Origin of the sequence: Burkholderia sp. Bp8992, assembly GCF_003853705.1 — a bacterium.
In the GTDB taxonomy this organism is placed as follows: Bacteria; Pseudomonadota; Gammaproteobacteria; order Burkholderiales; family Burkholderiaceae; genus Burkholderia.
In genome coordinates, this window is the sequence record NZ_QTQI01000006.1 from 1 (window position 1) to 25,851 (window position 25,851).

Sequence of the window (25,851 nt, forward strand, 5' to 3'; positions counted from 1 at the left end):
GCCGCGACCTTCGCAAGCGAGCCACCGAATTTGCCGACCGCGGTTCGCGCGGCCGATACGATCACTACGTCCGTCATTTCCCTTTCCTCCAGGCCCGCACGACACGGCGCATCGTTACCGGCCCTGTTAAAAAAACTGCGGTGCACCGGACAGCGTGCGCCGCTGTCCGGCTTTCGTCAATCGCGCTGCAACACGTAGCGTCCCGGCGCCGGCTCGATCACCGGGAACTGCGCGGAACCGGCCTCGGCGGGCGGCGCCACCTTGCGGCCACCGTACTGGTCGAGCCATTCGACCCACGTCGTCCACCAGCTGCCCGGCTGCTCGGTGGCACCGGCGAACCAGTCGTCCGCGGATTCGGGCAGGTCGTCGTTGATCCAGTAGCTGCGTTTCTTCTTCGCCGGCGGATTAATCACGCCCGCGATGTGCCCCGACGCGCCGAGCACGAATTTCAGCGGGCCCGACAGGATCGACGTCGATGCGTAGGCCGTCTGCCACGGCACGATGTGATCCTCGCGCGAACCGTAGATGAAGGTCGGTACGTCGATCAGCGACAGGTCGACGGCGTCGCCGCACACGGTCAGCGCGCCCGGTTCGCGCAGCTTGTTCTCGAGATAGGTATTGCGCAGGTACCACGCGTACATCGGGCCCGGCAGGCTCGTCGAATCGCTGTTCCAGTACAGCAGGTCGAACGGCGCGGGCGTGCGGCCCTTCAGGTAGTTGTCGACGACGTAGTTCCACACGAGGTCGTTCGGACGCAGGAACGAGAACGTGTTCGCGAACTCGACGCCGCGCATCAGCCCCGGTTGCGTGCCGTTCTTGCCGCCGATGGTCTGCTCGCGCATCTGCACGTGCGCCTCGTCGACGAACACGTCGAGGATGCCGGTATCGCTGAAGTCGAGCATCGCGGTAAGCAGCGTCATCGACGCGGCCGGATGTTCGCCGCGTGCGGCGAGCACCGCGAGCGCGGTCGCGAGCATCGTGCCGCCGACGCAGAAGCCGAGCGTATTGATCTGCTCGCGGCCGCTCACCTGCTGCACGGCGTCGATCGCCGCGAGCAGCCCTTCGTTCATGTAGTCGTCCCACGTCTTGTGCGCGACCGAAGCGTCCGCATTGCGCCACGACACGAGGAACACCTGATGACCGTTCGACAGTGCATGCGCGACGAGCGAATTCTCGGGCTGCAGGTCGAGGATGTAGAACTTGTTGATGCACGGCGGGACGATCAGCAGCGGCCGCTCGAACACCTTGTCCGTCTTCGGCGCGTACTGGATCAGCTGGATCAGGTCGTTCTCGTAGACGACCGCACCTTCAGTACACCCGAGGTTCTTGCCGACCACGAACTGCGATTCGTCGGTCTGCGAAATCTTGCCGCGCTGCAGGTCGCCGAGCAGGTTCATCATCCCCTGCCGCAGGCTTTCGCCCTGCGTTTCGAGAATCGATTTCTGCGCGTCGGGATTGAGTGCGAGGAAGTTGCTCGGCGCGGCGGCCGCCGTCCATTGCTGGACCGTGAAGCGGATGCGCTCGCGCGTCTTCGGATCGGTCTGCAGCGAATCGGCCAGTTCCTGCAGATAGCGCGCGTTGAGCAGATACCACGCAGCCGCGAACGCATGCGCGGGCGACGATTTCCACGCATCGCCGCTGAAGCGGCGGTCCTTCAGTTCGGGGGATTCGAGCTTCGCGGCAGCGGCCTGCTGCATCAGCGTCATGCAATCGCGCGCGTAGTCGGCCTGCAGCGCCTGGAGCCGTTCGGGCGGAATCGCGGCAACCGGCAGCTTCAGCCCCGCGAACGGCGACGCCATGCCGCCAAGACCCGCGAGGCCACCGAGATCGGGCATCGACGGCATCTGGAATGGGAACGAAGCCGGGAACTGGAATGTCGCGAACGGATTGACGGTGGCCGACGCAGTCGCGGCGCGCGCCGGATCTGCAAAACCGCGCCACGCGTTCAGCCACGACTCGAACATCTGCTGCATCGGCTGGGCGGCCGGATCGAAACCGGTGCTGCCCGAGGAAGTGCCCGCCTGAGCGGACGTCGACGAATTTTTCGATGCTGTCATTACCTGCCTTACCGGTGATTCGTGAGCGTCAATCGTGAAATCCTGCTCGCGCGCGGCGTGCCGGCTGCGAGCCGGGCCGTCATGCTCTGGAGAGGCGTCTCCAGATTCTGCCGCAGTGCGGTATTTTTATCATTATCGTTTTCCCCATGTGAAGCGCCAAGTCAAACCACTGAACATTTCCGCACGGAGATAATCCGCGCGCAACAGGCGGGACAAGGCTTCCGACGAAACATAAAACATTTTGTTTGGCTTGACTCCGGGATTTTTCATTCAGTTGCGCATGCCGCGCCGCATTGCCGTCTAAATATCGAGATAACCCGATTTCAAGATGCAGCAAAGCCCACGGGCATGCACATGCCGTCAATCGGCCAGCCAGATCGCCGCCGCCATGCGGCCCGTAACGCGATCGCGGCGGTACGAATAGAAGCGTGCACGTTCGGTGACCGTACAGGCCGTCCCGCCGCTCACGTGCGCCACGCCCGCACGCGCGAGACGCAGGCGCGCAAGCACGTAGAGATCGGCGAGAAACTTGCCGTGCGCGCCGTCGATCGCGACGAACGCGAGCCGGGTTTCATCATGCTCCGACTGCGGAGCCGTGTCGAGAAACGCGTCGCGCACATCCGCGCCGACCTCGAACGCCTGCGGGCCGATCGCCGGCCCGAGGTACGCACGCAGCGTGTCCGTCGCGCCGCCGGCCAGCGCCGCGACGCGTGCCGCGGTCCGTTCGACGATACCGGCCGCGAGCCCGCGCCAGCCCGCATGCGCGGCGCCGACCGCACGGCCCTGCGCGTCGCACAGCAGCACAGGCAGGCAATCCGCGACCATCACGACGCACACTGCACCGGCCCGGTCCGTGACGCTCGCGTCGGCCTGCACCGGCGCCGCGGCCGCGGGTGCCGCCGCGATCACCTCGTCCGCGCGGACGATTTCCGCGCCGTGAACCTGCTCGAGCCAGGCGGCGCTCGACTGGCCGGCGAGGGCGAGCAAACGCGTGCGATTCGCGGCGACATGGGCCGGCTCGTCACCGGTATGCAGGCCGAGATTCATCCCGCCCGGCAACGCGTCCCCGTCCTGCCAGCGCCCGTACGGGCCTTCGCTCACGCCGCCGTCGCGCGTCGTGATCAGCGCACGCACGCGCGGCGACACCTGCCAGTCGGGCTGCACGCAGTCCTGCCACGTCAACGGCGCCAGGTTCGTCATCGGCACTCACTCCTCCTCATCGTCGTCCAGGTACGGCTCTTCATCGTGATACTCGCCGCCGAAATCGTCATCGTCGTAGACACCGTCGTCATCGTCGAATTCCTCGTCGCCCTGCCCGAAGCCGAGCGCCGCGACGAGCGCGTTCATGTCGTCCGGCAGCGGGCAGCGCCATTGCATCGCCTTGCCCGTGACCGGATGCACGAGGCCGAGCCGCCATGCATGCAGCGCCTGTCGTGCGAACCCGTCCGGCAGCGGCGTGACCGAGCGCTTGCCGCGCGCCCGCCCGTAGACGGGATCGCCGAGCAGCGGGTGCCCGGCGTGCGCGCAGTGCACGCGGATCTGGTGCGTGCGGCCGGTTTCGAGATCGCACTGGATTGCCGAAACCGGCTGACGTTGCCACAGACATGTGTCAACCGTGCGGAAATGCGTGCGCGCGGGCTTGCCCGACGCGCCCGTGACGACGGCCATGCGCGTGCGCTCGCGCGGATCGCGGCCGATCGGCGCGTCGATCGTGCCTTCCTCGGGCATCGTGCCCCACACGAGCGCGAAGTAGCGGCGCTTCACCGTGCGGGCCTGCAGCTGGCGCACGAGGTCCGTCTGCGCGGCCAGCGTGCGGGCCACCACCATCAGGCCGGACGTTTCCTTGTCGAGCCGGTGGACGATGCCCGCGCGCGGCAGGCCGGCCGCCGCGTCGCCGTAGCGATGCAGCAGCCCGTTGAGGATCGTGCCGCTCCAGTTGCCGGCGGCCGGATGCACGACGAGGCCGGCCGGCTTGTTGATCACGACGAGCGCGTCGTCCTCGTAGATCACGTCGAGCGGCACGGGCTCCGGCGTGAACGCGAGCTGCTCGGGCAGCAGGTCGGGCACGAGCTCGATCCTCGCGCCGAGCGGCACCGGCTGGCGGATCTTCGCCGGCGCGCCGTCGACCAGCACGCGCTGCGCCTCGATCCAGCTCTGCAGGCGGCTGCGGGAGAATTCGGGGAACAGCTGGGCAAGCGCCTTGTCGAGGCGTTCCCCCGCGAGCGACAGCGGCACTTCGACGACGCGCGGCGCCTCGTCGAGCGCCGCGGACGGCACGACGGGCGGCTGCATGGCGTCGCCGGTCAGATCGTCATCGAGGGAATCCCCCGACGCAGCGTCGGCGGGCCGATCGCTTGGGCTATAATCTTCGCGATTTGGTGTGCCCGGCTGGGCATTCTGCGAACTTGAACGGGTCATTTAGACTGGGTCACCGAGACTTGAAGCTAGGACATGCGAGCATGATGAATTCGACCAAACGCACGGCCAGAACCGTCGCCGCCCGAGCTGCGGCGGTAGCGGCCGCGGCCCTCATCGCCGGCTGCCACGGCTTGCCGCAGAAGCAGGACGAGACGGCTACCTGGTCGAATAACAAATTATACTCAGAGGCCCAGGACGCACTGTCCGGCGGCGACTGGGGCAAGTGCGCGAAATATTTCGAATCGCTGCAAGGCCGCGATCCGTTCGGTCATTTCGCGCAGCAGGCACAGATCAACGTTGCATACTGCAACTGGAAGGACAACGAAGCGGCCGCCGCCGACCAGGCCGTCGATCGCTTCATCCAGCTCCACCCCGATCATCCGGATATCCCGTACGCGTACTACCTGAAGGGGATGATCCACTTCAACGACGATCTCGGCCTGTTCGGGCGCTTCTCCGGCCAGGACATGAGCGAACGCGATCCGCAGGCGCTGCGCGAGTCGTACGATGCGTTCAAGGTCGTCGTCGACCGCTTCCCGAAGAGCAAGTACGCGCCCGACGCGGCAGCGCGGATGCGCTACATCGTCAACGCGCTGGCATCGCACGAAGTGCACGCGGCCGACTACTACTACCGTCGCGGCGCCTACGTGGCGGCGATCAACCGCGCGCAGCTCGCGATCAAGGATTACAAGGGTGCGCCGGCGATCGAAGACGCGCTGCACATCATGATCCTGTCGTACAACAAGCTGAACCAGCCGGAACTCGCCGAAGACACGAAGCGCGTGCTCGCGGGCACGTTCCCCGACAGCCCGTACGTCACGGGCCATTCGCGCCCCGGCGCGAAGAAGTCGTGGTGGCAGTTCTGACCTGACGAGCACGCGACGCAACGCCCTTTGCGCACACAAAAAACCCGGCCATCGAGCCGGGTTTTTCATTGGCGCCGCCATCAGGCGCCGCCGGTGCTCGCGCGGCTGAAGCCGCGCGTATCGTCACACGCGCTTTTCCGAGCGATGCTCGTCGAAGAAGTCCTGCACGACCGCGATCTCGCGCGTGCGCTTGAACGGCGGCAGGCTCTGCCAGATCCGGCGCCCGTAGGGCTTGTCGACGAGCCGCGTATCGCAGATCATCAGCACGCCGCGATCCGTCTCCGCGCGAATCAGCCGGCCCGCGCCCTGCTTCAGCGTGATCACGGCCTGCGGCAGCTGGTGGACGGCGAACGGGCTCAGGCCCTTCTTCGTCAGCGCGTCGAGACGCGCGGCCAGCACCGGATCGTCCGGCGGGGCGAACGGCAGCTTGTCGATCACGACGAGCGACAGCGCGTCGCCGCGTACGTCGACGCCTTCCCAGAAACTCTGGCTGCCGACAAGGATCGCATTGCCGTACGCGCGGAAACGGTCGAGCAGCTCGGTGCGGCTCGCATCACCCTGCACGAGCAGCGGCGTGTTCCAGCCGCGCGATTCGATGACATCGCGCAACTTCGACGCGATCCGGTCGACCGCGCGCAGCGTCGTGCACAGCATGAACACGCCGCCGCCGGACGCCTCGATCGCCGGCAGCGCGGCATCGAAGACGGCATCGGTAAACGCCGGCGACGACGGTTGCGGTAGGTTGCGCGGTACGTACAGCAGCCCTTGCGACTGGTAGTCGAACGGGCTCGCGAGCGTCATCGAGCGACGCGAGCTGAGGCCCATCTGCGCCGCGTAGTGCGTGAAATCGCCGCGCACCGACAGCGTGGCCGACGTGAACACCCAGGCACGCGGGACGCCCGCGCGCTGCTTCGCAAAGATCGGCGCGACCGACAGCGGCGTTTCATGCAGCTGCACGGTATGCGCGAACACCTCGACCCAGCGCACCTTCTCATTCGGATCGCCGTCGGCAGTCGCCTTGTCGCCGGCCGCTGCCGCGTCGGCCTTCGCGGCCGCCTCCGCCGCGCCGGGTGCGACCCAGCCGGCCAGCAGGTCCTGCAGCTCGCGGGCGCGCCGCAGGCACGCACCGAGCGATTCCGCGCGTTCCGCCTGGCTCGCGAGCGCCGACGCGAGCGCGTCGAGCGCCACGTCGAGCGCGTCGAGCGCGCCGAACATCGGGTGATCGTCGCCGAGCTGCGCGAGCGACATGCGGACGATCTGGTCGTTCGCGAACGCGAGGCGCAAGTCGCGCGCCGCCCGTTCGAGATCGCCGCCGAGCTTCACCCACTCGACCGCATCGCGCGCATGGCCCAGGCCTTCGGCGACCGTGTCGCGTGCGAGTTCGAGGATCTGCGTGGTCGACAGCGTCTCGCCGAAGAACAGCGTCGCCGTCTCCGGCAGCTGGTGCGCTTCGTCGAAGATGACCGTGTTCGCGTTCGGCAGCAGTTCGGCCATCCCGGTGTCGCGCAGCATGATGTCCGCGAAGAACAGGTGATGGTTGACGACGACGACGTCGGCCTGCTGCGCCTCGCGCCGCGCCTGCATCACGAAGCATTCCTTGTAATGCGGGCATTCCTGGCCGAGGCAGTTGTCGCGCGTCGACGTGACCATCGACCACACGGGTGCCGTTTCCGGCACGCTCGCGAGCTCGGCCTTGTCGCCGCTCTTCGTGATCTTCGCGAAGCGGACGATCTCCTGCAGATACGCGGTGTCCTGCCGCGATGGCAGGCGGCCGTTGTCGGCCGTGCGTTGCAGGTAGTAATGGCACAGGTAGTTGGCGCGCCCCTTGAGCATCGCCACCGACACCGGCACCGCGAGCGCGTTGCGCACGGTCGGGATGTCGCGCTGGAACAGCTGGTCCTGCAGGTGTTTCGTGCCGGTCGACACGATCACCTTGCCGCCCCACAGCATCGCGGGCACCAGATACGCATAGGTCTTGCCGGTACCCGTGCCTGCTTCGACGATCAGCGTGTTGTCGGCCGCGTCGTTGTCGGATTCGGCTGGCGTGGCGCCGTCGGCACCCGGCTCGGCCGCCTTGTCGGCGTCGCCGAGGCGGCGCGCCGGACGCTTGCGGGTTTCGAAGATCTCGGGTTCGGGCATCCGGCGCGCGGACGCTTCCATCGCGGACGCGACCGCGCGCGCCATCTCGATCTGCGAGGTACGCGGCCGGTAGCCGTCGAGCGCGCGCGCCAGCAACCCGCCTTCACCGAAGATCGTGTCGAGTTCGTCGACGCGCTTGCGGCTCAGCTCGAAGGTGCCTTCGGGCGCACGAGCGCGCCCGGCGGACGTCGCGTCACGCCGGGCATCGGGGGTGGCTTCAAGCGGTGAATTCAAGGCAAGCGTTCCTGTGTCCAGCGCCCGGGCGGCGCCGGCGCTTGCCAGGCCGCGCTCAGGCGCGCTTATCCGGTTCGAGCTGCGATTGCAGCAGAATGATTTTGTCCTTGGCTGCCAGCTTTTCCTTCTTCAGCCGGTGCAGCGTGATGTCGTCGATGTCGGAGTGTCCTTCCTTCAGCTCGATCTCCCGAGCGAGCTGCTGGTGCTGCTCCTGCAATGCAGCCAAACGGTTGTGCAATTCCTGCTGCTGTTCCGTGTGACGGTTTTGCATAGTTGCCTCCTCATCGAAGCAGCGCGGCGGCTGGCGTGCCGACGCGCCCGAGACTGATCCCGATCAATCCAACACGTTACTGCCCCTGCTGTTGCTGTTGCTGCCTGGCCTTCTCGGCCGCTTCCTGCTGACGCCGCTCGACATCGGCCTTGTGCTGCGCGGCTTCCTTCTGCTTCTGCTCGTAGCGCGTGGCGTTGTCCGCCCGCTCTTGCGCCTTCTGCGCCGCCTGCTGGTGCGCCTGGTCGAGCTTGTGCTGGAAGTCGGCCTGCTTCTGGTCGTATGCCTGCTTGCTCGCCGCGCGTTGCGGCCCTTCCGCGCCGCGCTGCGCCTGCTTCAGTGCATTCTGCTCCTGCTTGTCGCGGAACGCAGCGGCGTTCGCCGCGTCGTTCGCCGCGCGCTGCGGCGCCTCCGCCGCGTTCTGCGCCTGCTTCAGCGCCTGCTGCTGGTCGCGCTGCTGCGCGCGCACCGCACGCTGCTCGTCGTTGAGCGCGAGTTGCTCCTGACGGATGCTCGCGCGCTCGTCGCGCATCAGGTCGCGCGCCTTGCCGAGACAGTGATTGACGAAGAATTTGCTGTAGCAATCGTGCTCGGCCACCGCATAACGATAATCGTTTTCCGCGGTGCGTTGATTGAGCACTTTTTGACGGGCGTCGAAATCCGGTGCGGCAGAGGCTGCGACGGGCGCGGCCGCGACGGCGTCCGGCGCGGTGGCCGGGGCCTGCGCGAACGCGCCGGAAGGCCCGGCAGACAAAGCCGCGGCGAGCGCTGCGCCGAGCGCGACGAGAGAAATTCGGGAAGTTGGCAACGTCGTAGGAAAGCTGCGGGACATGTGTCAAATTCTATCACCCCCGGCTGGACGCTCCGCCATTTATGGCAAAATGCCCCGCTTCACTCACCCGCGGCATCTGGCCCGTCGGGCCCGCCATGCAGCCCGCCGCTTCGGGCCTGCCGGCCCGCGCCGCGATTTCAGCAGGCAGATCATCCACGACATGACGGAAACCGTAGCACTCAAGATCGTACAGCGCATCGCCACCGAACTGTCCGTCCAGCCGCGCCAGGTCGCGGCGGCCGTGCAACTCCTCGACGAAGGCTCGACCGTTCCGTTCATTGCCCGGTACCGCAAGGAAGTGACCGGCAACCTGGACGACACGCAGCTGCGCAACCTCGAGGAACGCCTCCTGTATCTGCGCGAGCTCGAGGATCGCCGCGCGGCAATCCTGTCGAGCATCGACGAACAAGGCAAGCTGACGGACGAGCTGCGTGCCGCGATCGATGCGGCCGACAGCAAGCAGGTGCTCGAAGACCTTTATCTGCCTTACAAGCCGAAGCGCCGCACGCGCGCGCAGATCGCCCGCGAGGCCGGCCTCGAGCCGCTCGCGCAGGCGCTGCTTGCGAACCCGCTGCTCGATCCGCAGGCCGAGGCGGCCGCGTACGTCGACGCCGACAAGGGCGTCGCCGACGTGAAGGCCGCGCTCGACGGCGCGCGCGACATCCTGTCCGAACAGTTCGGCGAGACGGCCGAGCTGCTCGGCAAGCTGCGCGACTACCTGCACAATCAGGGCGTCGTGTCGTCGGCCGTCGTCGAGGGCAAGGAAAGCGAGGAAGGCGAGAAATTCCGCGACTATTACGACTACGCGGAAACGATCAAGACCGTGCCGTCGCACCGCGCGCTCGCGCTGTTCCGCGGCCGTAACGCCGGCGTGCTGACGGTCAAGCTCGGCCTCGGCGAAGAGCTCGACGCGCAGGTGCCGCACCCCGGCGAGGCGATGATCGCGCGCCATTTCGGCATTGCGAACCAGAACCGCCCGGCCGACAAATGGCTGTCCGACGTCTGCCGCTGGTGCTGGCGCGTGAAGGTGCAGCCGCATATCGAGAACGAACTGCTCACGCAGCTGCGCGAAACGGCCGAAACCGAAGCGATCCGCGTGTTCGCGCGCAACCTGAACGACCTGCTGCTGGCTGCGCCGGCCGGCCCGAAGGCCGTGATCGGTCTCGACCCCGGCCTGCGCACGGGCGTGAAGGTCGCGGTCGTCGACCGCACCGGCAAGGTGCTCGCCACCGACACGATCTACCCGCACGAGCCGCGCCGCGACTGGGACGGCTCGATCGCGAAGCTCGCACGCATCGCCGCGCAGACGCAGGCCGAACTCATCAGCATCGGCAACGGCACCGCGTCGCGCGAAACCGACAAGCTCGCGAGCGAACTGATCGCGAAGCACCCCGAACTGCGCCTGCAGAAGATCGTCGTGTCGGAAGCCGGCGCGTCGGTCTACTCGGCATCCGAGCTCGCGGCGAAGGAATTCCCCGAGCTCGACGTATCGCTGCGCGGCGCCGTGTCGATCGCACGCCGCCTGCAGGACCCGCTCGCCGAGCTCGTGAAGATCGAGCCGAAGGCGATCGGCGTCGGCCAGTACCAGCACGACGTGAACCAGCGCGAACTCGCGCGCTCGCTCGACGCGGTCGTCGAGGATTGCGTGAACGCGGTCGGTGTCGACGCGAACACGGCATCGGCCCCGCTGCTGGCGCGCGTGTCGGGCTTGAACGCGACGCTCGCGCGCAATATCGTCGACTACCGCGACGCGAACGGCCCGTTCCCGTCGCGCGAGCATCTGCGCAAGGTGCCGCGCCTCGGCGACAAGACCTTCGAACAGGCCGCCGGCTTCCTGCGCATCAACGGCGGCGAGAACCCGCTCGACCGCTCGTCGGTGCACCCGGAAGCCTATCCGGTCGTCGAACGGATGCTCGCGAAGATCAACAAGCGCATCGACGACGTGCTCGGCAACCGCGAAGCGCTGGCGGGCCTGTCCCCGACGGAATTTGTTGACGAACGTTTCGGCCTGCCGACCGTGCGCGACATCCTGTCCGAACTGGAGAAACCGGGCCGCGATCCGCGTCCGGAATTCAAGACCGCGACGTTCCGCGAAGGCGTCGAGAAGGTGTCGGATCTCGTGCCGGGCATGACGCTCGAAGGCGTCGTGACGAACGTCGCCGCGTTCGGTGCGTTCGTGGATATCGGCGTTCACCAGGACGGCCTCGTCCACGTGTCCGCGATGTCGACGAAATTCATCAAGGACCCGCACGAAGTCGTGAAGGCCGGCCAGGTCGTCAAGGTGAAGGTGCTCGACGTCGACGTGAAGCGCCAGCGCATTGCGCTGACGATGCGCCTCGACGACGACGCGGCAGCGCCCGGCATGTCGTCGCGCGGCAGCCAGGATCGCGGCAATGGAGGACGCGGCGCGGCCCGCCCGCAGCGCTCGCGCGAGCCGGAACCGGCCGGCGCCATGGCCGCGGCGTTCGCGAAGCTGAAGCGCTGAGCACGCGACAACCGTCGACAGAGAGAAAAGCCCGCTGAAAGGCGGGCTTTTCTTATTGCATCGACGCGCGGTTCCGAAAATCGCGATGCAACCCGGATAGGTGCGTTTTCGTCACCATTACCCTGCTTCCAGTCGGCGAATTAAACAATTTGCACTGCAGCATGCATTTTCTTGACGCCTTGAATCCCGCACATAAAATAAATTCGAGTACGGTATTGCAACGTCTTCGATAACCGAAGCGAATTTTCCGCCCGACAACAGGATTCCCCGCGACGATCACACGCGCCGCGCGTTTCAAGCCTCCCGTCTTTGATTGCCACGCTCTGAAGTCGATTTGCGAGACATGACATCCGGAATATGCGCCGGCCGGTAAGCCGGCGCATATTCGCCAAAATGGATCGGGGAATCATGAAAGCAGATGATCTGGAAATCGAACTGGCCGCATTGCGCATTCCCGTTTTCGAGGTGCCGTGGGCCGGCGCCTGTTCGCCACACGTCGAGCGAATCGAATCGCGCATGCTCGAATGGGCCGACGCATACGGCCTGCTCGTGTCCGACGCCCATCGGGAGCGCGTCGTACGCACCCGTTACGGCTGGCTCGCCTCACGCTGTTACCCGAACGCCGATCCGCCTCTGCTGCAGGCGCTTGCCGATTATTTCGTGTGGTTCTTTCTCGCCGACGACCTGTTCGTCGATCGCGTGGAGCCGGTCGGCGCCGATACGCTGCGCAACCTGACCGCGATGATCGACGTCCTCGACTACGGATGTACGGGCCCCGAACCGGTGTACGGCGAACGCGCGTGGCTCGATGTATGCCAACGGCTGCGCGCGCGCCTGTCGGCCGAGCATTTCGCACGCTTCGCGCAAGGCATGCGCCTGTGGGCCACCACGGCCGGATTGCAGATCATCGGCCACCAGAAGGCCGAACCGGCCGCCGTGCCGCAGTACGAAACGATCCGGCGCCACACGAGCGGCATGAATCCGTGCCTGGCACTGGCGGACGTGGCCAATTCCGGCGCAGTCCCGCCCGATACGTTTCACCGGCCGGAGATCCAGGCGCTGGGCCGCCACGCAAACCATATCGTGTCCTGGAGCAACGACATCCAGAGTATCGGGATCGAAGCACGCCAGCCTGGCCAGTTCCGGAACATGGTGATGGTTCACGCGTCGCGCGGTCATTCGCTGCAGGCCGGCATCGACTATACGGCCGCCCGCGTGCGCGCCGAGATCGGCGAGTTCGTCCAGTGCGCCGATGCGCTCGTGCAGCATGCCGACACGCGCGTGCGCGGACTCGTCGACGGCTACCGGTACTGGATACGCGGCTATCTGGATTGGGTGGCGCGGGATACGCAGCGCTATGCGGCTGCGTTCGCGGCGGGCGATGCGAACGATCGCAGCCTGATCGCGCTGTCGGAGAACGCGGCGCGCGGCTGAACAGCCTGCGCGCCGCGCCCGGTCAGATCTCGATCTTCGTGCCGAGCTCGACGACGCGGTTCGCCGGAATCGAGAAGAAGTCGGTCGGCTTCGCGGCGTTCTGGTGCATCCACGCGAACACGCGCTCGCGCCAGATCGACATCCCGGGCAGATGCGTCGGTACGACGGTTTCGCGCGCGAGGAAGAACGACGTGTCCATCAGCTCGAACGTCATGTCGTGCGTCCGGCCGAATTCCTCGAGCACGGCCTTCACGTCCGGCGTCTCGTTGAAGCCGTACTCGGCCTTGACGATGTACAGCCCGCCGCCCGCATCGCGCGCGGTCTGGCGCCGGTCGTCGCGCACGTAGGGAATGTCGCGCGTGACGAACGTCAGGAAAATGGTCCGCTCGTGCAGCACCTTGTTGTGCTTCAGGTTGTGCAGCAGGCTGACGGGCACGAGCCTGTCGTTGCCGGTCAGGTAGATCGCGGTGCCCGACACGCGATGCGGCGGATGCGCGAGCAGCCCCTGCAGGAACGGCTCGAGCGGAATACCGTCGGCCGCCGTGCGCTCCTTGACGATGTGGCGCCCCTTGTACCAGGTCATCAGCAGGAAGAACAGCAGCGCGCCGATGCCGAGCGGCAGCCAGCCGCCCTGCGCGACCTTCAGCAGGTTCGCGCCGAAGAAGCCGAGGTCGACCGCGAGGAACACCGCGATGATCGCGCCGACCAGCAGCCGGTTCCAGTTCCACACCTTCACCATCACGACGCACGCGAGCACGGTCGTGATCACCATCGTCGCCGTCACCGCGATGCCGTACGCGGCCGCGAGGTTGTCGGAGCTCTTGAAGCCAATCACGATGCAGAGGATCACGGCCAGCAGCAGCCAGTTCACGACCGGCACGTAGATCTGGCCGATCGCGAGTTCGGACGTGTGCAGCACCTTCATGCGCGGCACGTAGCCGAGCTGGATCGCCTGCGACGTCAGCGAATAGGCGCCCGAGATCACGGCCTGCGACGCGATCACGGTCGCGACCGTCGACAGCACGACGAGCGGCAGCAGCCCCCATTCGGGCGCCAGCAGGAAGAACGGGTTTTCGATCGCTTTCGGGTTCTGGATCAGCAGCGCGCCCTGGCCGAAGTAGTTCAGCACGAGCGACGGCATCACGAGCCCGTACGCGGCGATCCGGATCGGCTTCGCACCAAAGTGGCCCATGTCCGCGTAGAGCGCTTCCGCACCGGTCAGCACCAGCACGACCGAGCCGAGCACGACGTAGGCCTGCAGCAGGTGATCGGCCATGAACGACGCCGCGTAATACGGATTGATGGCCGCGATGATGCCCGGCACGCGAACGATGTGGTACACGCCGAGCGCCGCGATCACGACGAACCACAGCACCATGATCGGGCCGAACAGCTTGCCGACCAGTGCGGTGCCGTGGCGCTGGATCCAGAACAGCGCGATCAGGATCACGATCGTGATCGGCAGCACGAGATGGGACAGGTGCGGCGTCGCGATTTCGAGACCTTCGACCGCCGACATCACCGAGATCGCCGGCGTGATCACCGCATCGCCGTAGAACATGCACGCGCCGAAGATCCCGAGCGCCATCAGCGCACCCGCGACGCGGGTCTTCGAGTCGAGCGGCCGCAGCGACAGCGCCATCAGCGCGAGCACGCCGCCTTCGCCGTTGTTGTCGGCCCGCATCACGAACAGCAGGTACTTGATGCCGACCACCAGGATGATTGCCCAGAACAGCAGCGAGATCACGCCGAGAATCGACCCTTCGGTGAGTGGAATGCCGTGTGCGGGGCTGAACGCCTCCTTCAGCGAATACAGCGGGCTGGTGCCGATGTCGCCGAACACGACGCCGATGGCTGCTATCGCTAGCGCCCGCATCGAGTGTTGTTGCGTCGAATGCGGCGCGTGTGCGGCGTCGGTCGCGTGGATCGTGTCGTTCATATGAAGCGTAATAATCGGGTCCGGGTCGGACAAAACGAGCGCTATTCTACTCGCGCCCCCGTGAAACGCCGTCCTGCTCTGTTGCCGTGGAACCACGTGATCCACGCTGCGCATGCAATCCTGCGCGAGCTGTGGCAGGGCTGCCATCATAGCCGGGGCCGCGCCGTCTGCCTACCCGATCCTCCGGACGCACCGCCCGGCGCACCCGGCGCGCCAATGGAAAACGGCGCCGCGAGCGGCGCCGTACAAGGCTTTCCTTCGATCGGCCAGGCGCTTACGCGCCCGAACCGTCGCGCTGCGCGCGACCGCGCTTGATCCATGCCTCGAGGTTGTGCGGACGAACCGTGTCCCACTCCTCGAACGGCTGATGAATCCACGGATTCGTCGGCAGGAACTGCGTGTGATAGTCGGGCTTGACCTTCGAGCAACCCTTGTACCAGAGCACGGCCGAGCGCACGGCCGTCACGGACGGGTAACGCTCCTTCAGGTGCTCCTGCACGCGCGCGAGCGTGACGCCCGAATCGACGAGATCGTCGACCAGCAGCACGTTGCCCGCGAGGTTGCCGCGCGTCATCGTGATGTACTGTGCGATGTCGAGCTCACCCTGCTCGGTGCCGGCCGCTTCGCGGTACGAACTCGTCGCGAGGATCGCGAGCGGCACGTCGTAGATGCGCGACAGCTGGTCGCCGACGCGCAGGCCGCCGCGCGCGAGGCACAGGATCTGGTCGAACTTCCAGCCCGACGCGTGCACCTGGAGCGCGAGCAGCTCGATCAGACGGTGATACTCGTCCCAGCCTACCCACAGGTTCTTGTCGTCGTTGCGCGGATCGGTCATCAAGTCTGCCGCCGTCATCGTGATTTGCTGCGTCATCTGGAATTACACCTTGAACGGATGGCGGAGCAGGATCGTTTCGTCGCGGTCCGGACCCGTCGACACCATGTCGACCGGCACGCCAGCCACGTCCTGGACGCGGGACAGGTATGCCTGCGCGTTCGCCGGCAGCGCATCCCACGTCTTGATGCCGACCGTGCTTTCCTTCCAGCCGGGGAACGTTTCGTAAACGGGCTCGCAACGGGCTACGTCGGCCGCGCCGCGCGGCAGGATGTCCACATCCTTGCCGTCGATCTTGTAGCCGACGCACAGCTTGACTTCGTCGAGACCGTCGAGCACGTCGAGCTTCGTCATGCACAGGCCCGACACGCCGTTGATCTGGATCGAGCGGCGCAGCGCGGCTGCGTCGAGCCAGCCCGTGCGGCGCGGACGGCCGGTGACCGAACCGAATTCCTTGCCGACGTTCGCCAGCGTGACGCCGACCTGGTCCTGACGCTGCGGATTGTCCGCATCGTACAGTTCGCTCGGGAACGGACCCGAACCGACGCGCGTGCAATACGCCTTCGTGATGCCGAGGATGTAGTTGAGCTTCTGCGGACCGACGCCCGCGCCGGCCGACGCCGCACCCGCGACGCAGTTGCTCGACGTGACGAACGGATAGGTGCCGTGATCGATGTCGAGCAGCGTGCCTTGCGCGCCTTCGAACAGCAGGTTCTGGCCCGCGTTGTTCGCGTCGTACAGACGGCGCGACACGTCGGCCACCATCGGCTTCAGGCGGTCGGCATAGCCGAGCATCGTGTCGAGCGTGGCCTGGAAATCGACGGCTGCGCCGCCCAGGTACTGGGTCAGCACGAAATTGTGGAAATCGAGGTTTTCGCGCAGGCGGTCGGCGAAGGTCTTCGCGTCGAACAGGTCCTGCACGCGCAGCGCGCGGCGGCCGACCTTGTCTTCGTACGCAGGGCCGATGCCGCGGCCCGTCGTGCCGATCTTGCCCGCGCCCTTGCGCGCTTCGCGCGCCTGGTCGATCGCGATGTGGTACGGCAGGATCAGCGTCGTGGCTTCGGAGATGAACAGACGGTCGCGCACGTTCACGCCGGCTTCTTCGAGCTCGCCGATTTCCTTGAACAGTGCTTCGGGGGACAGGACGACGCCGTTGCCGATGTAGCAGGCGACGCCTTCACGCATGATGCCCGACGGAATGAGGCGCAAGATCGTTTTCTTGCCGCCGATGATGAGGGTGTGGCCGGCGTTGTGACCGCCCTGGAAACGCACGACGCCCTGAGCGTGGTCCGTCAGCCAGTCGACGATCTTGCCCTTGCCTTCATCACCCCATTGCGTTCCCACGACGACGACATTGCGCCCGGGAGTCACGTTCACTGCGCTGGCAGACATGTTGATTCGTTAGCTGGTTAAAAACGTATTCTACCTATGTTCGCGGGCGATTCCGAATTTTTCCGTTTCGCTTCAACGATATGCACGCCGAAGCACGGCCCGCGAACGCCTCTTTATCGGGGTTCGACCACCCATGCGCCGTTGCGCTCGACGAGCGAACGGTCGCATGCGAACTCGTCGAGCACGTGGTCGTGGCCCGGCAGCGCCTGGATCACGACTTCGCCCGCATCGCGCAGCGCGGCGACGGCCGCGCCCAGCGCGTCGTCCTGCGCCCACGGTGCGAGAATCGCGGTGCCGCGCGCCTCGACCGGCGAGATCCGCGCGAGTTCGCGCAGGTCGAGCGAGAAGCCCGTGGCCGGCCGCGCACGGCCGTACGCCTGCCCGACGTGGTCGTAACGGCCGCCGCGCGCGATCGCGTTCGGCACGCCGTCGATGTACGCGCTGAACATCGCGCCGCTGTGGTACGCATAACCGCGCAGGTCGGCGAGGTCGATCGCCACTTCCGCGCCCTTCGCCTGCGCCGCGAGCTGCGCCAGATCGTCGAGCGCCTGCGTGATTTCGGGCAGCACCGGCAGGCGCGCACGCGCCTCGGCGAGCACGCTCGCATCGCCGTAAAGGCTCGGCAGCGCGCGCAGCGCGGCGCGCGTATCGGCGCCGAGATCGTCGGTGAGTTCGTTCAGCAGCGGCACGTCCTTGCCCGACAGCGCGTCGTACAGCGACTCGCCGCGCTCGGCGGCCTGCGCGTCGCGCGCCAGCAGCGCCGCGAGCACGCCCGCGTGGCCGAGGTCGAGACGGATGCGCGACAGGCCCGCGAGGTGCAGCGCGTCGAGCATCAGCTGCTGGATCTCGAGATCGGCTTCCAGCCCGGCATGACCGTAAATTTCGGCGCCGATCTGGATCTGCTCGCGCGTCGCGTGCAGCCCGCGCGGACGCGTATGCATCACGTGGCCCGCGTAGCAGAGGCGCGTCACGCCCTGACGGTTCAACAGGTGCGCGTCGATCCGTGCCACCTGCGGCGTGATGTCGGCACGCAGGCCGAGCGTACGGCCCGACAGCTGGTCGACCAGCTTGAAGGTGCGCAGGCGCAGGTCGGTGCCGCCGCTCGTCAGCAGCGACTCGAGATACTCGAGCAGCGGCGGCATCACCATTTCATAGCCGTACGAACGGAAGCGGTCGAGCAGCCTGCGGCGCAGCTCCTCGATCTTGCGCGCTTCCGACGGCAGCACGTCGGCGATATTCTCGGGAAGTAACCAGGTCGACATCGGTACGGTCCTACGACGGGAAACGGCGCGCGCCACGCGCGCCGCGAGTTGAATCGGAACTTCGGAATCGGGCGGGACGAACGGCGGATGCGCCGTCCGGATCAGGTCCCCGGTCAGGTCGCGAGCAGCAGCAGCACGAGCCCGAGCACCATCACGATCAGCCCGCCGATCCGGATATGATGCGGCGGCCGCTCGGCTATTCTACGAAACGTGTCGCGCCAGGCGACGGGAAACACGAAGGGGAACGCCCCCTCGATGATCAACATCAGCGCTACTGCGAGCAACAACGAGCCAGCCAGGTCCATGCGAGCGACGGCGCCGCTCGACGCGGCGCCCCAAGGTCAATGTTTGCGGGGAGCAGGTGCCGCCGGTGCGGCACCGCCCGTCGGGCTGCGCATGAAGCGGAAGAACTCGCTGTCGGGGTCGACGACGATGATGTCGTTGCGCTTGAACGTATTCCGGTAGGCCTGCAGGCTCGCGTAGAACTGATAGAACTGCGGATCGCGGCCGAACGCATCGGCGGCGATCGTCGCGGCCTTGGCGTCGCCTTCGCCCTTGATCGTCTGCGCGGACTTGTAGGCATTCGCGAGCACGGCCTGCTGTTCGCGTTCGGCGTCGGCCTTGATCTGCTCGACGTCCGCCGCACCTTGCGCACGCACCTGCGCTGCCTGATCGCGCAGCGCGCCGATCATCCGTTGATAGACGGCGTCCGTCTGGGCGGCCGGCAGGTCGACACGCGTCAGCTGGACGTCGACCACGTCGACGCCGAAGCCGGACGCCTTTGCCCTGGCCGCATCGCGTGCCGCATCGGCGATCGCGCGCTGGCCGCCCAGGGCGTCGTCAAGCGCGCGCTGGCCGAACGCATCGCCGAGCGCGCTCTTCAGCACGCCGCCCAGGCGTTCGGCGGCCGCCGCCGGGTCGCCGCCCGTTGCCGTGAAATACTGCATCGGATCGCTGATCCGGTACTTCACCGCATACGCGACGAGCAGGTCGTGCTTGTCCTGGGTTGCCAGCTGCAGCGGATCGGACGACTCGAGCGATTGCAGGCGCGTGTCGATCAGCGTCGCCGTCTGCAGCGGCGGCGGCAGCTTGAAGTGGATGCCGGGGCCCGCGAGTTCGGGCTGTGCGCCGTCGCGGCCCGACAGCACGGCCGCGTGGCGCGGATCGACGGTCAGGACCGTCGAGGATGCCGCGAAGGCAACGATCACGATTGCGACGACGAGCGCAATGATTCGGTTCATGTTCTGCGCTCCCCGTTACTTCGTATCGTCTTCGCGCGACCGGCTGCGAAACGCTTCGCGCGATCGCAGCACGTCGACGCCCGACGCCGCGGCGGCTGGCGCCGCGCTTGCGGGCACGGCTGCAGCGGCGGCCGGCGCGACGGCGGCCGGTGCCGACGCCGCATCGGGCACGGACGCGCCGGTGGACGCCGCGGCATTTTGCCGCCCCTGTTCGACGAGCTTGTCGAGCGGCAGATACACGACGCTGTTGCCGCCCTTGTTGCCGACGAATACCTTCGTCGCGTTCGAATAGATTTCCTGCATCGTCTCGAGGTACATCCGCTCGCGGATCACCGCGGGCGCCTTCGAGTACTGCGCGTAGACCTGCTTGAAGCGGTCGGCATCGCCCTCGGCTTGCGTGACCACGCGATCGGCATACGCCTTCGCTTCGTCGACGAGCTTCGCGGCATCGCCCTGCGCCTTCGGCAGCAGGTCGCTTGCATAGGCCTGCGCGGCGCGCTTCGCGGCCTCGCGCTCGTCGCGTGCCTTCGCGACTTCCGCGTAGGCGGCCTGCGTCTGCTCGGGCGCCGCGACGTTCTGCATCGTGACGGCCGTCACTTCGAGCCCCGACTGGTAACGGTCGAGATCGCGCTGGATCGCGCTGGACAGCTGCTCGCGCAGCGCGTCACGGTCCTGGTTCAGCATGTCGGCCGCGCTGCGCGTGCCGACGATCGCACGCACCGCCGCCTGCGCGGCCTGCGAGACGCTGCGCTCGGGATCGACGCTGCGGAACAGGTAATCGGTGGCGGAACGGATCCGGTACTGGACGATGAAACGCACGTCGACGATGTCGGCATCGCGCGTCAGCATCGCGGCTTCCTTCACATTCGCGAGACGCACGACGTTGTTGCGGCCGATCTCGATCGAGCGGACCTGCGACGTATCGACGATCTCGTGCGACGCGAACGGATACGGCGCGCGCCAGTGCACGCCCTGGCCGACCGTGCCCGACAGCTTGCCGAGCTGCAGCACGACGCCCGTCTGGCCGTCCTGCACGACGAACAGCCCGCTGCCCGCGTAGACCGCGACCAGCACGCCGATCACGATGCCGACGCCGACCCGTGCGGCCCGGCCGTTGTCAGGCCGGAAGCCGTTGCCGCCCTTGCCGCCGAACAGGCCGCTCAGGCGCCGGTTGAAGTTGCGCCACATCTCGTCGAGATCGGGCGGACCATCGCCGTCGCCGCCTTGCGGACGCTTCGATTCGTTCGCTCGCGGACGGGATCCGTCTTTGCCATTGCCCTCGCCGCGTCCCCAGCGGGGATCGTTGATCGACAGCAAGGCGCGCATCCGCCGCCAGGTACTCCGCTCGTTGTATTCGTTCACCAGAGTTTGTTCACCAGATAAGACGCCGGCGAACCGGCCGGGACCGGTTAGCGCCCGTGTTCGGAAATCGTGTGGTCTTCGTGTGGTTCAGCGGGTGCGCCGTCGAGCGCGTCGCTGGGTAACGTCGCGCTGGAGAGGTGTTCCGCGGAGGCGATTTCGGCGATGGCGGCACGCAACGTATCAAGACCCTGACCAGTGCGCGCGCTCAAAAAGACGCGCGAAATATTACCATATTCGTCCCGCTCGACCGCGTCGCCGCGGGCCGCCAGCTCGGGCACGGCGTCGATCTTGTTGAACACCAGCACCTGCCGGATCGTGTCCGCGCCAATCTCGTGCAGCACGCCGTTGACCTGCTCGATCTGTTCGAGCCTGACCGCGCTCGACGCATCGACCACGTGCAGCAGCAGATCCGCGTGGATCGTTTCCTCGAGCGTCGCGCGAAATGCCGCGACGAGCTGGTGAGGCAGCTCGCGGATGAACCCGACCGTATCCGACACGACGATCTGGCCGACCTCGTCGCCGAGGTACACGCGCCGCGACGTCGTATCGAGCGTGGCGAACAGCTGGTCGGCCGCGTAGGCCTGCGCTTTCGTCAGCGCATTGAACAGCGTCGACTTGCCCGCGTTCGTATAGCCGACGAGCGACACCGACATCGTGCCGCTGCGCGCGCGCTGCCGGCGCTGCGTGCTGTGCTGCCGGCGCAACCGGTCGAGCCGCGACTTCAGCATCTTGATGCGCTCGCCGATCAGCCGGCGGTCGGTTTCGAGCTGCGTTTCGCCGGGGCCGCGCAGGCCGATACCGCCCTTCTGCCGTTCAAGGTGGGTCCACGCACGAATGAGCCGCGTCGACAGGTATTGCAGCTGCGCGAGTTCGACCTGCAGCTTGCCTTCGTGGCTGCGGGCGCGCTGCGCGAAGATGTCGAGGATGAGGCTCGTGCGGTCGACCACACGCCTGTTAAGTGCCTGCTCCAGATTGCGTTGCTGGGCCGGCGCGAGCGCGTGGTTGAAGATGACGATTTCGACGTTGTGCGCGTCGCACGCAAGCCGCAGTTCTTCGGCTTTGCCGCTGCCGATGAACATCTTGGCATCGGGACTGGAGCGACGACCTGTGAGGGTGACGGCGGGACGGGCCCCCGCACTGGAGGCGAGAAGACTGAGTTCTTCGAGGCTGGCTTCGAAATCGGTCTTGCCGAAATCGATGCCGACGAGCGCTGCGTTGATCAAATTATCGGGTGTCAAGATAAGGCGGCTGGCATCGGTCGCTCGCGGCGACCGGATGCCGGCCGCTGCGATAGGTTAGGACGAGGCTTCCGCGTCCGGGTGGAAATTCACCGGGCGCGCCGGCACGACCGTCGAGATGGCGTGCTTGTAGACCATCTGGGTCACCGTATTACGGAGCAACACGACGTACTGGTCGAACGATTCAATGTTCCCTTGGAGCTTGATGCCGTTGACGAGGTAGATCGAAACGGGAACGTGCTCTTTGCGCAGTGCGTTCAAAAACGGGTCTTGTAACAATTGCCCTTTGTTGCTCATGGCGTACTCCATCTTTTTTTGCAGGTTGATCTGGATTGGCGAGGAAGAAAAAGAGATCCGGCGCCAATCGCTACACTATAGCTGATTTTGCCTGCCCCGCCCGGGGCATAGGCCTTGCGGCCTATCCCTTGCGGGGCGTGCTTCAGCCCTTGTCCGCGTACGGATTGTTCGACGAACGGAACTCTATGCGCAATGGAGTCCCGGTCAGCGAGAAAGTTTCGCGGAACCGGTTTTCGAGGTAGCGCTTGTAGGTTTCCGTGACCGCGTCGAGCGCGTTGCCGTGGATGACGATCAGCGGCGGATTCTGGCCGCCCTGGTGCGCGTAGCGCAGCTTCGGGCGCACCGGGCCGCGACGGCGCGGCTGCTGGAATTCGACGGCCTCGATCAGCGCGCGCGTGAGCTTCGGCGTCGGCAGCTTCGCCATCGCCGCCGCGTACGCGTCGTCGACCGAGCGCATCAGCGCGCCGATGCCCGTCTTCTTCGCGGCCGAAATGAAGTGCGACTTCGCGAAATCGAGGAACTTCAGCTTGCGGGTCAAATCCGCTTTCGCGCGGTCGCGCGCGTGTTCGTCGAGGCCATCCCACTTGTTGACGCCGATCACGAGCGCACGGCCCTGCTCGACGACGAAGCCGGCGATGTGCGCGTCCTGGTCGGAAATGTCCTGCTGCGCATCCAGCAGAAGAATGACGACGTTCGCATCGGAGATCGACTGCAGCGTCTTCACGACCGAGAACTTCTCGATCGCCTCGAATACCTTGCCGCGGCGGCGCAGGCCGGCCGTGTCGATCAGCGTGTATTTCTTGCCGTTACGCTCGAAGTCGACGTAGATCGAATCGCGCGTCGTGCCCGGCATGTCGAACGCGATCACGCGATCTTCGCCGATCAGCGCGTTCACGAGCGTCGACTTGCCGACGTTCGGACGGCCGACGATCGCGATCTTGATGCCGCGCGACGGATCGTTCTCGTCCTCTTCCTCCGGACGGTCGGCGTACGCAACCTCGAGCGCCTCGTTGATCATGTCGGTCACGCCGTCGCCGTGCGCGGCCGAGATCGCGCGCGGGTCGCCGAGCCCGAGTTCGTAGAAGTCGGCCGCGACCGACGTGTACTTCATCCCCTCGGCCTTGTTGACGACGAGGAAGATCGGCCGGCCGGTCTTGCGCAGGTAGTCGGCGATCGACTTGTCCTGCGGCGCGAGCCCGTTGCGGCCGTCGACGATGAACACGACGATGTCGGCTTCCTCGACGGCCTGCCGCGTCTGGCGTGCCATCTCGTGCAGGATGCCGTCCTTCGCGACGGGTTCGAAGCCGCCCGTATCGACGACCAGGTACGGCCGTTCGCCGACGCGCCCTTCGCCGTAATGGCGATCGCGCGTCAGGCCCGGCAGGTCGGCGACCAGCGCATCGCGCGAGCGCGTGAGCCGGTTGAACAGCGTGGATTTCCCCACATTGGGGCGCCCAACGAGGGCAATGACCGGTTTCATCTGTGTTTTCTACGGTGAAGCGCAGCAGCGGGAGGCCCGCTGCTGCGGGCGGCTGCGCTGAATGAAAATATCACGAATTCGCGCCGCGCCGGATGCGCGCGCCCGGCGCGCGTTGCGCGCCGTCGTCTTTCGTCTCGAACTGCCTTTCAAATACCGAGCGGCCGGGAGCACCGGCCGCCTTCTTGCTGCGCGGCCAGGGCGCGGGACAAGCCCGCCGCACCGCAGCCGCACGTATTTCTGCGTGTCAGCGCGGACGGAACCCGTACAGGCCACCGTCCTTCGTCTGCACGACGAGCGTATTGCCCGCGAGGACCGGCGCCGCCGTAATCGCGCTGCCGTCGGTCTTCATCCGTGCGATGAAGCTGCCGTCTTCGCGCGACAGGAAGTGCACGAAGCCCTTGTAATCGCCCATCACGACCGCATGCCCGAGCAGGTACGGCACGCCGACGTCACGGCTCTTCAGCTTGTCGTTGCGCCACAGCTGGTTGCCCGATGCCGCGTCGTACGCCGTCACGACCGACCAGTCGTCGCCGCCGGCGACCACCGAATCGTCCTGCGCAAGACCGCTGCGGCTCGAGAACGCCTTTTCCCACAGCGGGCGGCCCGAGTTCGCATCGAAACAGCCGAGCTGACCCTGGAACGTCACCGCGCACGCTTCCGCGCCCACGAGCGTCGGCGGACCGCTGACGTCGTTGATGCGCTCGACCTCGGTCACGCCCTTCGGGAACGACACCGGAGTCTGCCAGAACGGCTCGCCCGTCTGCAGGTTGATCGCGACGAGACCGCCGCCGGGGAAGCCCGCCAGCACCGCCGCGTCACCCGCGAACGTCATGCCGGCCGACACGCGCAGGTTCAGCGGCACGGCGCGGTTGCGGTAGTTCCACTTCTGCTCGCCCGTCTGTGCGTTGAACGCGATCACCTGGCCGTCGATCGTGCGGACGATCACGAGGCCGTTGCCGACGAGCGGCGGCGAGAAGATCTCGCCCTGCACGCTGGTCTTCCACAGCTGCTTGCCGTCCGGGCCCAGCACGAACACGCCGCCCTTCAGCGCACCGACCGCAGTCAGGTTGCCGTCGCTGCCGACACCGGCCGACAGGTCCGAACCGACCTTCGAACGCCAAAGCGTCTGGCCCGTCTTCGCGTCGATCTTCTCGACCGAACCGTTTTCGCCCGCCGCATAGACGGCGTCGCCCACGGCCACCGGCGAGAACAGGTAGCGTCCGCCCTTGCCGACGCTCGCCTTCCAGACCTGTTGCACGTCCATGACGGGCTTGAACTCGGTCAGCGGCGTCGGCACGCGACGCGCGTCCTTCGACGACGAGCAAGCCGCCAATGCGAGGACAGCCGCCGCGCAGGCAACGGGCACAGCGTAACGTTTCAGCAAATTCATCGGTTAGCGAAGCAGAAGTTAAGAGGTTGAGGGGACCGCGGTTCAGCCGCCGAGCGCGTCCAGCTTGAACTGCACGAGCTGGCGCGCAGACTGGTCGTCCTTCGACAGGCCGTCGAGCGCGAGCTTGTATGCGGCGCGCGCATCGTCGGTCTTGCCTTGCGCGGCCAGCAGATCGCCGCGGCGATCGGCCACGAGGCCCTTGAATGCATCGACCGGCGTACCCGACAGCAGCGTGAGGCCCGCGTCGTACGCCTTTTCGTCGAGCAGCAGCGACGCGAGACGCAGCTTCGCGATCTGCTTGTACTCGTCGTCCTTGGCGTGATCGACGGCCCATTGCAGCTGCGCCTTCGCGCCTGCCGCATCGCCGGCCGCGTACAGCGTCTTCGCGGCCGCGAGCGCCGTCATCTGCGCATACGGCGTGCTGCCGAACTTGTCTTCCATGTCGGCGGCCGCACGGGCCATCGTCGCCTTGTCGTTCGCGGCGGCGGCCTTCTGGACCTGCTCGTACAGCCCGGACGCCTCGGCAGCCTGACGGCGCTGCCAGTAGTTCCAGCCGTTGAAACCGGCCGCGACGACGAGCGCCGCGAGCACGATCCACGTGGTGAGGTTGCCCCAGCGGGCCCACCACGCCTTGAGACTTTCAATCGATTCTTGTTCGTCGTGATAACTCATCGGCGAGCGATTC

The 25,851-nt window shown here is 66.6% G+C and carries 22 protein-coding genes; 4 read left to right on the plus strand and 18 right to left on the minus strand.

Annotation, left to right across the window (positions count from 1 at the left end; all coding sequences use genetic code 11):
* Positions 1–198, plus strand: a 198-nt coding sequence (locus DIE03_RS38545; protein WP_219817247.1) for a hypothetical protein, incomplete at its 5' end; no start/stop codon positions are given.
* Here DIE03_RS38545 and phaC read toward each other — a convergent pair.
* The 3 genes from phaC to DIE03_RS11125 all read right to left on the minus strand — a co-directional run bounded on the left by phaC (position 177) and on the right by DIE03_RS11125 (position 4,475).
* A complete protein-coding gene (gene phaC, locus DIE03_RS11115; RefSeq protein ID WP_124450216.1) occupies positions 177–2,057 on the minus strand; it encodes a class I poly(R)-hydroxyalkanoic acid synthase in 1,881 nt (626 codons plus the stop codon). The genes DIE03_RS38545 and phaC overlap by 22 nt on opposite strands.
* A gap of 360 nt (positions 2,058–2,417) precedes the next feature.
* The gene (gene pgeF, locus DIE03_RS11120; protein ID WP_124450218.1) at positions 2,418–3,257 is read right to left on the minus strand and encodes a peptidoglycan editing factor PgeF; all 840 of its coding nucleotides are present in this window, start codon (positions 3,255–3,257) and stop codon (positions 2,418–2,420) included.
* Between the two features lie 6 nt (positions 3,258–3,263).
* Positions 3,264–4,475: an RluA family pseudouridine synthase gene (locus tag DIE03_RS11125; RefSeq protein WP_124450220.1), complete on the minus strand. Its 1,212-nt coding sequence runs from the start codon at positions 4,473–4,475 to the stop codon at positions 3,264–3,266.
* Between the two features lie 41 nt (positions 4,476–4,516).
* Between DIE03_RS11125 and DIE03_RS11130 the strand changes: the two genes are divergently transcribed.
* Positions 4,517–5,341 (plus strand): outer membrane protein assembly factor BamD, encoded by an 825-nt coding sequence (locus tag DIE03_RS11130; protein ID WP_124450222.1) that lies wholly within the window; start codon positions 4,517–4,519, stop codon positions 5,339–5,341.
* Between the two features lie 123 nt (positions 5,342–5,464).
* On the opposite strand, the gene DIE03_RS11135 is transcribed toward DIE03_RS11130, so the two are convergent.
* From DIE03_RS11135 to DIE03_RS11145, 3 genes are all read right to left on the minus strand, one after another.
* Entirely contained in the window at positions 5,465–7,714 is a 2,250-nt protein-coding gene (locus DIE03_RS11135; RefSeq protein WP_124450224.1) for an ATP-dependent DNA helicase, read from the minus strand.
* A 55-nt stretch (positions 7,715–7,769) separates the two neighbouring features.
* Positions 7,770–7,985, minus strand: coding sequence for a YdcH family protein (locus tag DIE03_RS11140; RefSeq protein WP_006478692.1), 216 nt, complete (start codon positions 7,983–7,985; stop codon positions 7,770–7,772).
* 76 nt (positions 7,986–8,061) lie between these two features.
* Positions 8,062–8,814, minus strand: coding sequence for a hypothetical protein (locus tag DIE03_RS11145; RefSeq protein ID WP_124450226.1), 753 nt, complete (start codon positions 8,812–8,814; stop codon positions 8,062–8,064).
* Between the two features lie 160 nt (positions 8,815–8,974).
* Between DIE03_RS11145 and DIE03_RS11150 the strand changes: the two genes are divergently transcribed.
* Positions 8,975–11,299: a Tex family protein gene (locus DIE03_RS11150; RefSeq protein WP_124450228.1), complete on the plus strand. Its 2,325-nt coding sequence runs from the start codon at positions 8,975–8,977 to the stop codon at positions 11,297–11,299.
* A 408-nt stretch (positions 11,300–11,707) separates the two neighbouring features.
* Positions 11,708–12,733, plus strand: a complete 1,026-nt coding sequence (locus DIE03_RS11155; RefSeq protein WP_124450230.1) for a terpene synthase family protein — start codon at positions 11,708–11,710, stop codon at positions 12,731–12,733.
* A 22-nt stretch (positions 12,734–12,755) separates the two neighbouring features.
* Here DIE03_RS11155 and DIE03_RS11160 read toward each other — a convergent pair whose 3' ends face one another.
* From DIE03_RS11160 to DIE03_RS11225, 12 genes are all read right to left on the minus strand, one after another.
* A complete protein-coding gene (locus DIE03_RS11160) occupies positions 12,756–14,672 on the minus strand; it encodes a potassium transporter Kup (RefSeq protein ID WP_124450232.1) in 1,917 nt (638 codons plus the stop codon).
* A 274-nt stretch (positions 14,673–14,946) separates the two neighbouring features.
* The gene (locus tag DIE03_RS11170) at positions 14,947–15,543 is read right to left on the minus strand and encodes a phosphoribosyltransferase (protein ID WP_006485899.1); all 597 of its coding nucleotides are present in this window, start codon (positions 15,541–15,543) and stop codon (positions 14,947–14,949) included.
* 6 nt (positions 15,544–15,549) lie between these two features.
* A complete protein-coding gene (locus DIE03_RS11175; RefSeq protein ID WP_124450234.1) occupies positions 15,550–16,896 on the minus strand; it encodes an adenylosuccinate synthase in 1,347 nt (448 codons plus the stop codon).
* Between the two features lie 113 nt (positions 16,897–17,009).
* A complete protein-coding gene (locus DIE03_RS11180; RefSeq protein WP_124450236.1) occupies positions 17,010–18,158 on the minus strand; it encodes an ATP phosphoribosyltransferase regulatory subunit in 1,149 nt (382 codons plus the stop codon).
* A gap of 113 nt (positions 18,159–18,271) precedes the next feature.
* The gene (locus DIE03_RS11185; RefSeq protein WP_006478685.1) at positions 18,272–18,463 is read right to left on the minus strand and encodes a DUF2065 domain-containing protein; all 192 of its coding nucleotides are present in this window, start codon (positions 18,461–18,463) and stop codon (positions 18,272–18,274) included.
* Positions 18,464–18,499: 36 nt separating this feature from the next.
* Positions 18,500–19,399, minus strand: coding sequence for a protease modulator HflC (gene hflC / locus DIE03_RS11190; RefSeq protein ID WP_124450238.1), 900 nt, complete (start codon positions 19,397–19,399; stop codon positions 18,500–18,502).
* A 15-nt stretch (positions 19,400–19,414) separates the two neighbouring features.
* Entirely contained in the window at positions 19,415–20,761 is a 1,347-nt protein-coding gene (gene hflK / locus DIE03_RS11195) for an FtsH protease activity modulator HflK (RefSeq protein ID WP_124450240.1), read from the minus strand.
* Positions 20,762–20,808: 47 nt separating this feature from the next.
* A complete protein-coding gene (hflX, locus tag DIE03_RS11200; protein ID WP_185658145.1) occupies positions 20,809–21,984 on the minus strand; it encodes a GTPase HflX in 1,176 nt (391 codons plus the stop codon).
* Between the two features lie 72 nt (positions 21,985–22,056).
* Entirely contained in the window at positions 22,057–22,296 is a 240-nt protein-coding gene (gene hfq, locus DIE03_RS11205; RefSeq protein WP_006399927.1) for an RNA chaperone Hfq, read from the minus strand.
* Positions 22,297–22,438: 142 nt separating this feature from the next.
* Positions 22,439–23,776 (minus strand): ribosome biogenesis GTPase Der, encoded by a 1,338-nt coding sequence (der, locus tag DIE03_RS11210; RefSeq protein WP_059234015.1) that lies wholly within the window; start codon positions 23,774–23,776, stop codon positions 22,439–22,441.
* A gap of 244 nt (positions 23,777–24,020) precedes the next feature.
* Positions 24,021–25,166 carry an outer membrane protein assembly factor BamB gene (bamB, locus tag DIE03_RS11220; RefSeq protein WP_124450244.1) on the minus strand — a complete coding sequence of 382 codons (1,146 nt, stop codon included), beginning with the start codon at positions 25,164–25,166 and terminating at the stop codon, positions 24,021–24,023.
* Positions 25,167–25,208: 42 nt separating this feature from the next.
* The gene (locus DIE03_RS11225; protein WP_124450247.1) at positions 25,209–25,838 is read right to left on the minus strand and encodes a tetratricopeptide repeat protein; all 630 of its coding nucleotides are present in this window, start codon (positions 25,836–25,838) and stop codon (positions 25,209–25,211) included.
* Positions 25,839–25,851 lie beyond the last annotated feature (13 nt).

Excerpts from the sequence above, each read along its gene's own strand:
- phaC (WP_124450216.1), bottom strand. The coding sequence starts at position 2,057 with ATGACAGCATCGAAAAATTCGTCGACGTCCGCTCAGGCGGGCACTTCC.
- pgeF (WP_124450218.1), bottom strand. The coding sequence starts at position 3,257 with ATGACGAACCTGGCGCCGTTGACGTGGCAGGACTGCGTGCAGCCCGAC.
- DIE03_RS11125 (WP_124450220.1), bottom strand. The coding sequence starts at position 4,475 with ATGACCCGTTCAAGTTCGCAGAATGCCCAGCCGGGCACACCAAATCGC.
- DIE03_RS11130 (WP_124450222.1), top strand. The coding sequence starts at position 4,517 with ATGATGAATTCGACCAAACGCACGGCCAGAACCGTCGCCGCCCGAGCT.
- DIE03_RS11140 (WP_006478692.1), bottom strand. The coding sequence starts at position 7,985 with ATGCAAAACCGTCACACGGAACAGCAGCAGGAATTGCACAACCGTTTG.
- DIE03_RS11145 (WP_124450226.1), bottom strand. The coding sequence starts at position 8,814 with ATGTCCCGCAGCTTTCCTACGACGTTGCCAACTTCCCGAATTTCTCTC.
- DIE03_RS11150 (WP_124450228.1), top strand. The coding sequence starts at position 8,975 with ATGACGGAAACCGTAGCACTCAAGATCGTACAGCGCATCGCCACCGAA.
- DIE03_RS11155 (WP_124450230.1), top strand. The coding sequence starts at position 11,708 with ATGAAAGCAGATGATCTGGAAATCGAACTGGCCGCATTGCGCATTCCC.
- DIE03_RS11160 (WP_124450232.1), bottom strand. The coding sequence starts at position 14,672 with ATGAACGACACGATCCACGCGACCGACGCCGCACACGCGCCGCATTCG.
- DIE03_RS11170 (WP_006485899.1), bottom strand. The coding sequence starts at position 15,543 with ATGACGCAGCAAATCACGATGACGGCGGCAGACTTGATGACCGATCCG.
- DIE03_RS11175 (WP_124450234.1), bottom strand. The coding sequence starts at position 16,896 with ATGTCTGCCAGCGCAGTGAACGTGACTCCCGGGCGCAATGTCGTCGTC.
- DIE03_RS11180 (WP_124450236.1), bottom strand. The coding sequence starts at position 18,158 with ATGTCGACCTGGTTACTTCCCGAGAATATCGCCGACGTGCTGCCGTCG.
- DIE03_RS11185 (WP_006478685.1), bottom strand. The coding sequence starts at position 18,463 with ATGGACCTGGCTGGCTCGTTGTTGCTCGCAGTAGCGCTGATGTTGATC.
- hflC (WP_124450238.1), bottom strand. The coding sequence starts at position 19,399 with ATGAACCGAATCATTGCGCTCGTCGTCGCAATCGTGATCGTTGCCTTC.
- hfq (WP_006399927.1), bottom strand. The coding sequence starts at position 22,296 with ATGAGCAACAAAGGGCAATTGTTACAAGACCCGTTTTTGAACGCACTG.
- der (WP_059234015.1), bottom strand. The coding sequence starts at position 23,776 with ATGAAACCGGTCATTGCCCTCGTTGGGCGCCCCAATGTGGGGAAATCC.
- bamB (WP_124450244.1), bottom strand. The coding sequence starts at position 25,166 with ATGAATTTGCTGAAACGTTACGCTGTGCCCGTTGCCTGCGCGGCGGCT.
- DIE03_RS11225 (WP_124450247.1), bottom strand. The coding sequence starts at position 25,838 with ATGAGTTATCACGACGAACAAGAATCGATTGAAAGTCTCAAGGCGTGG.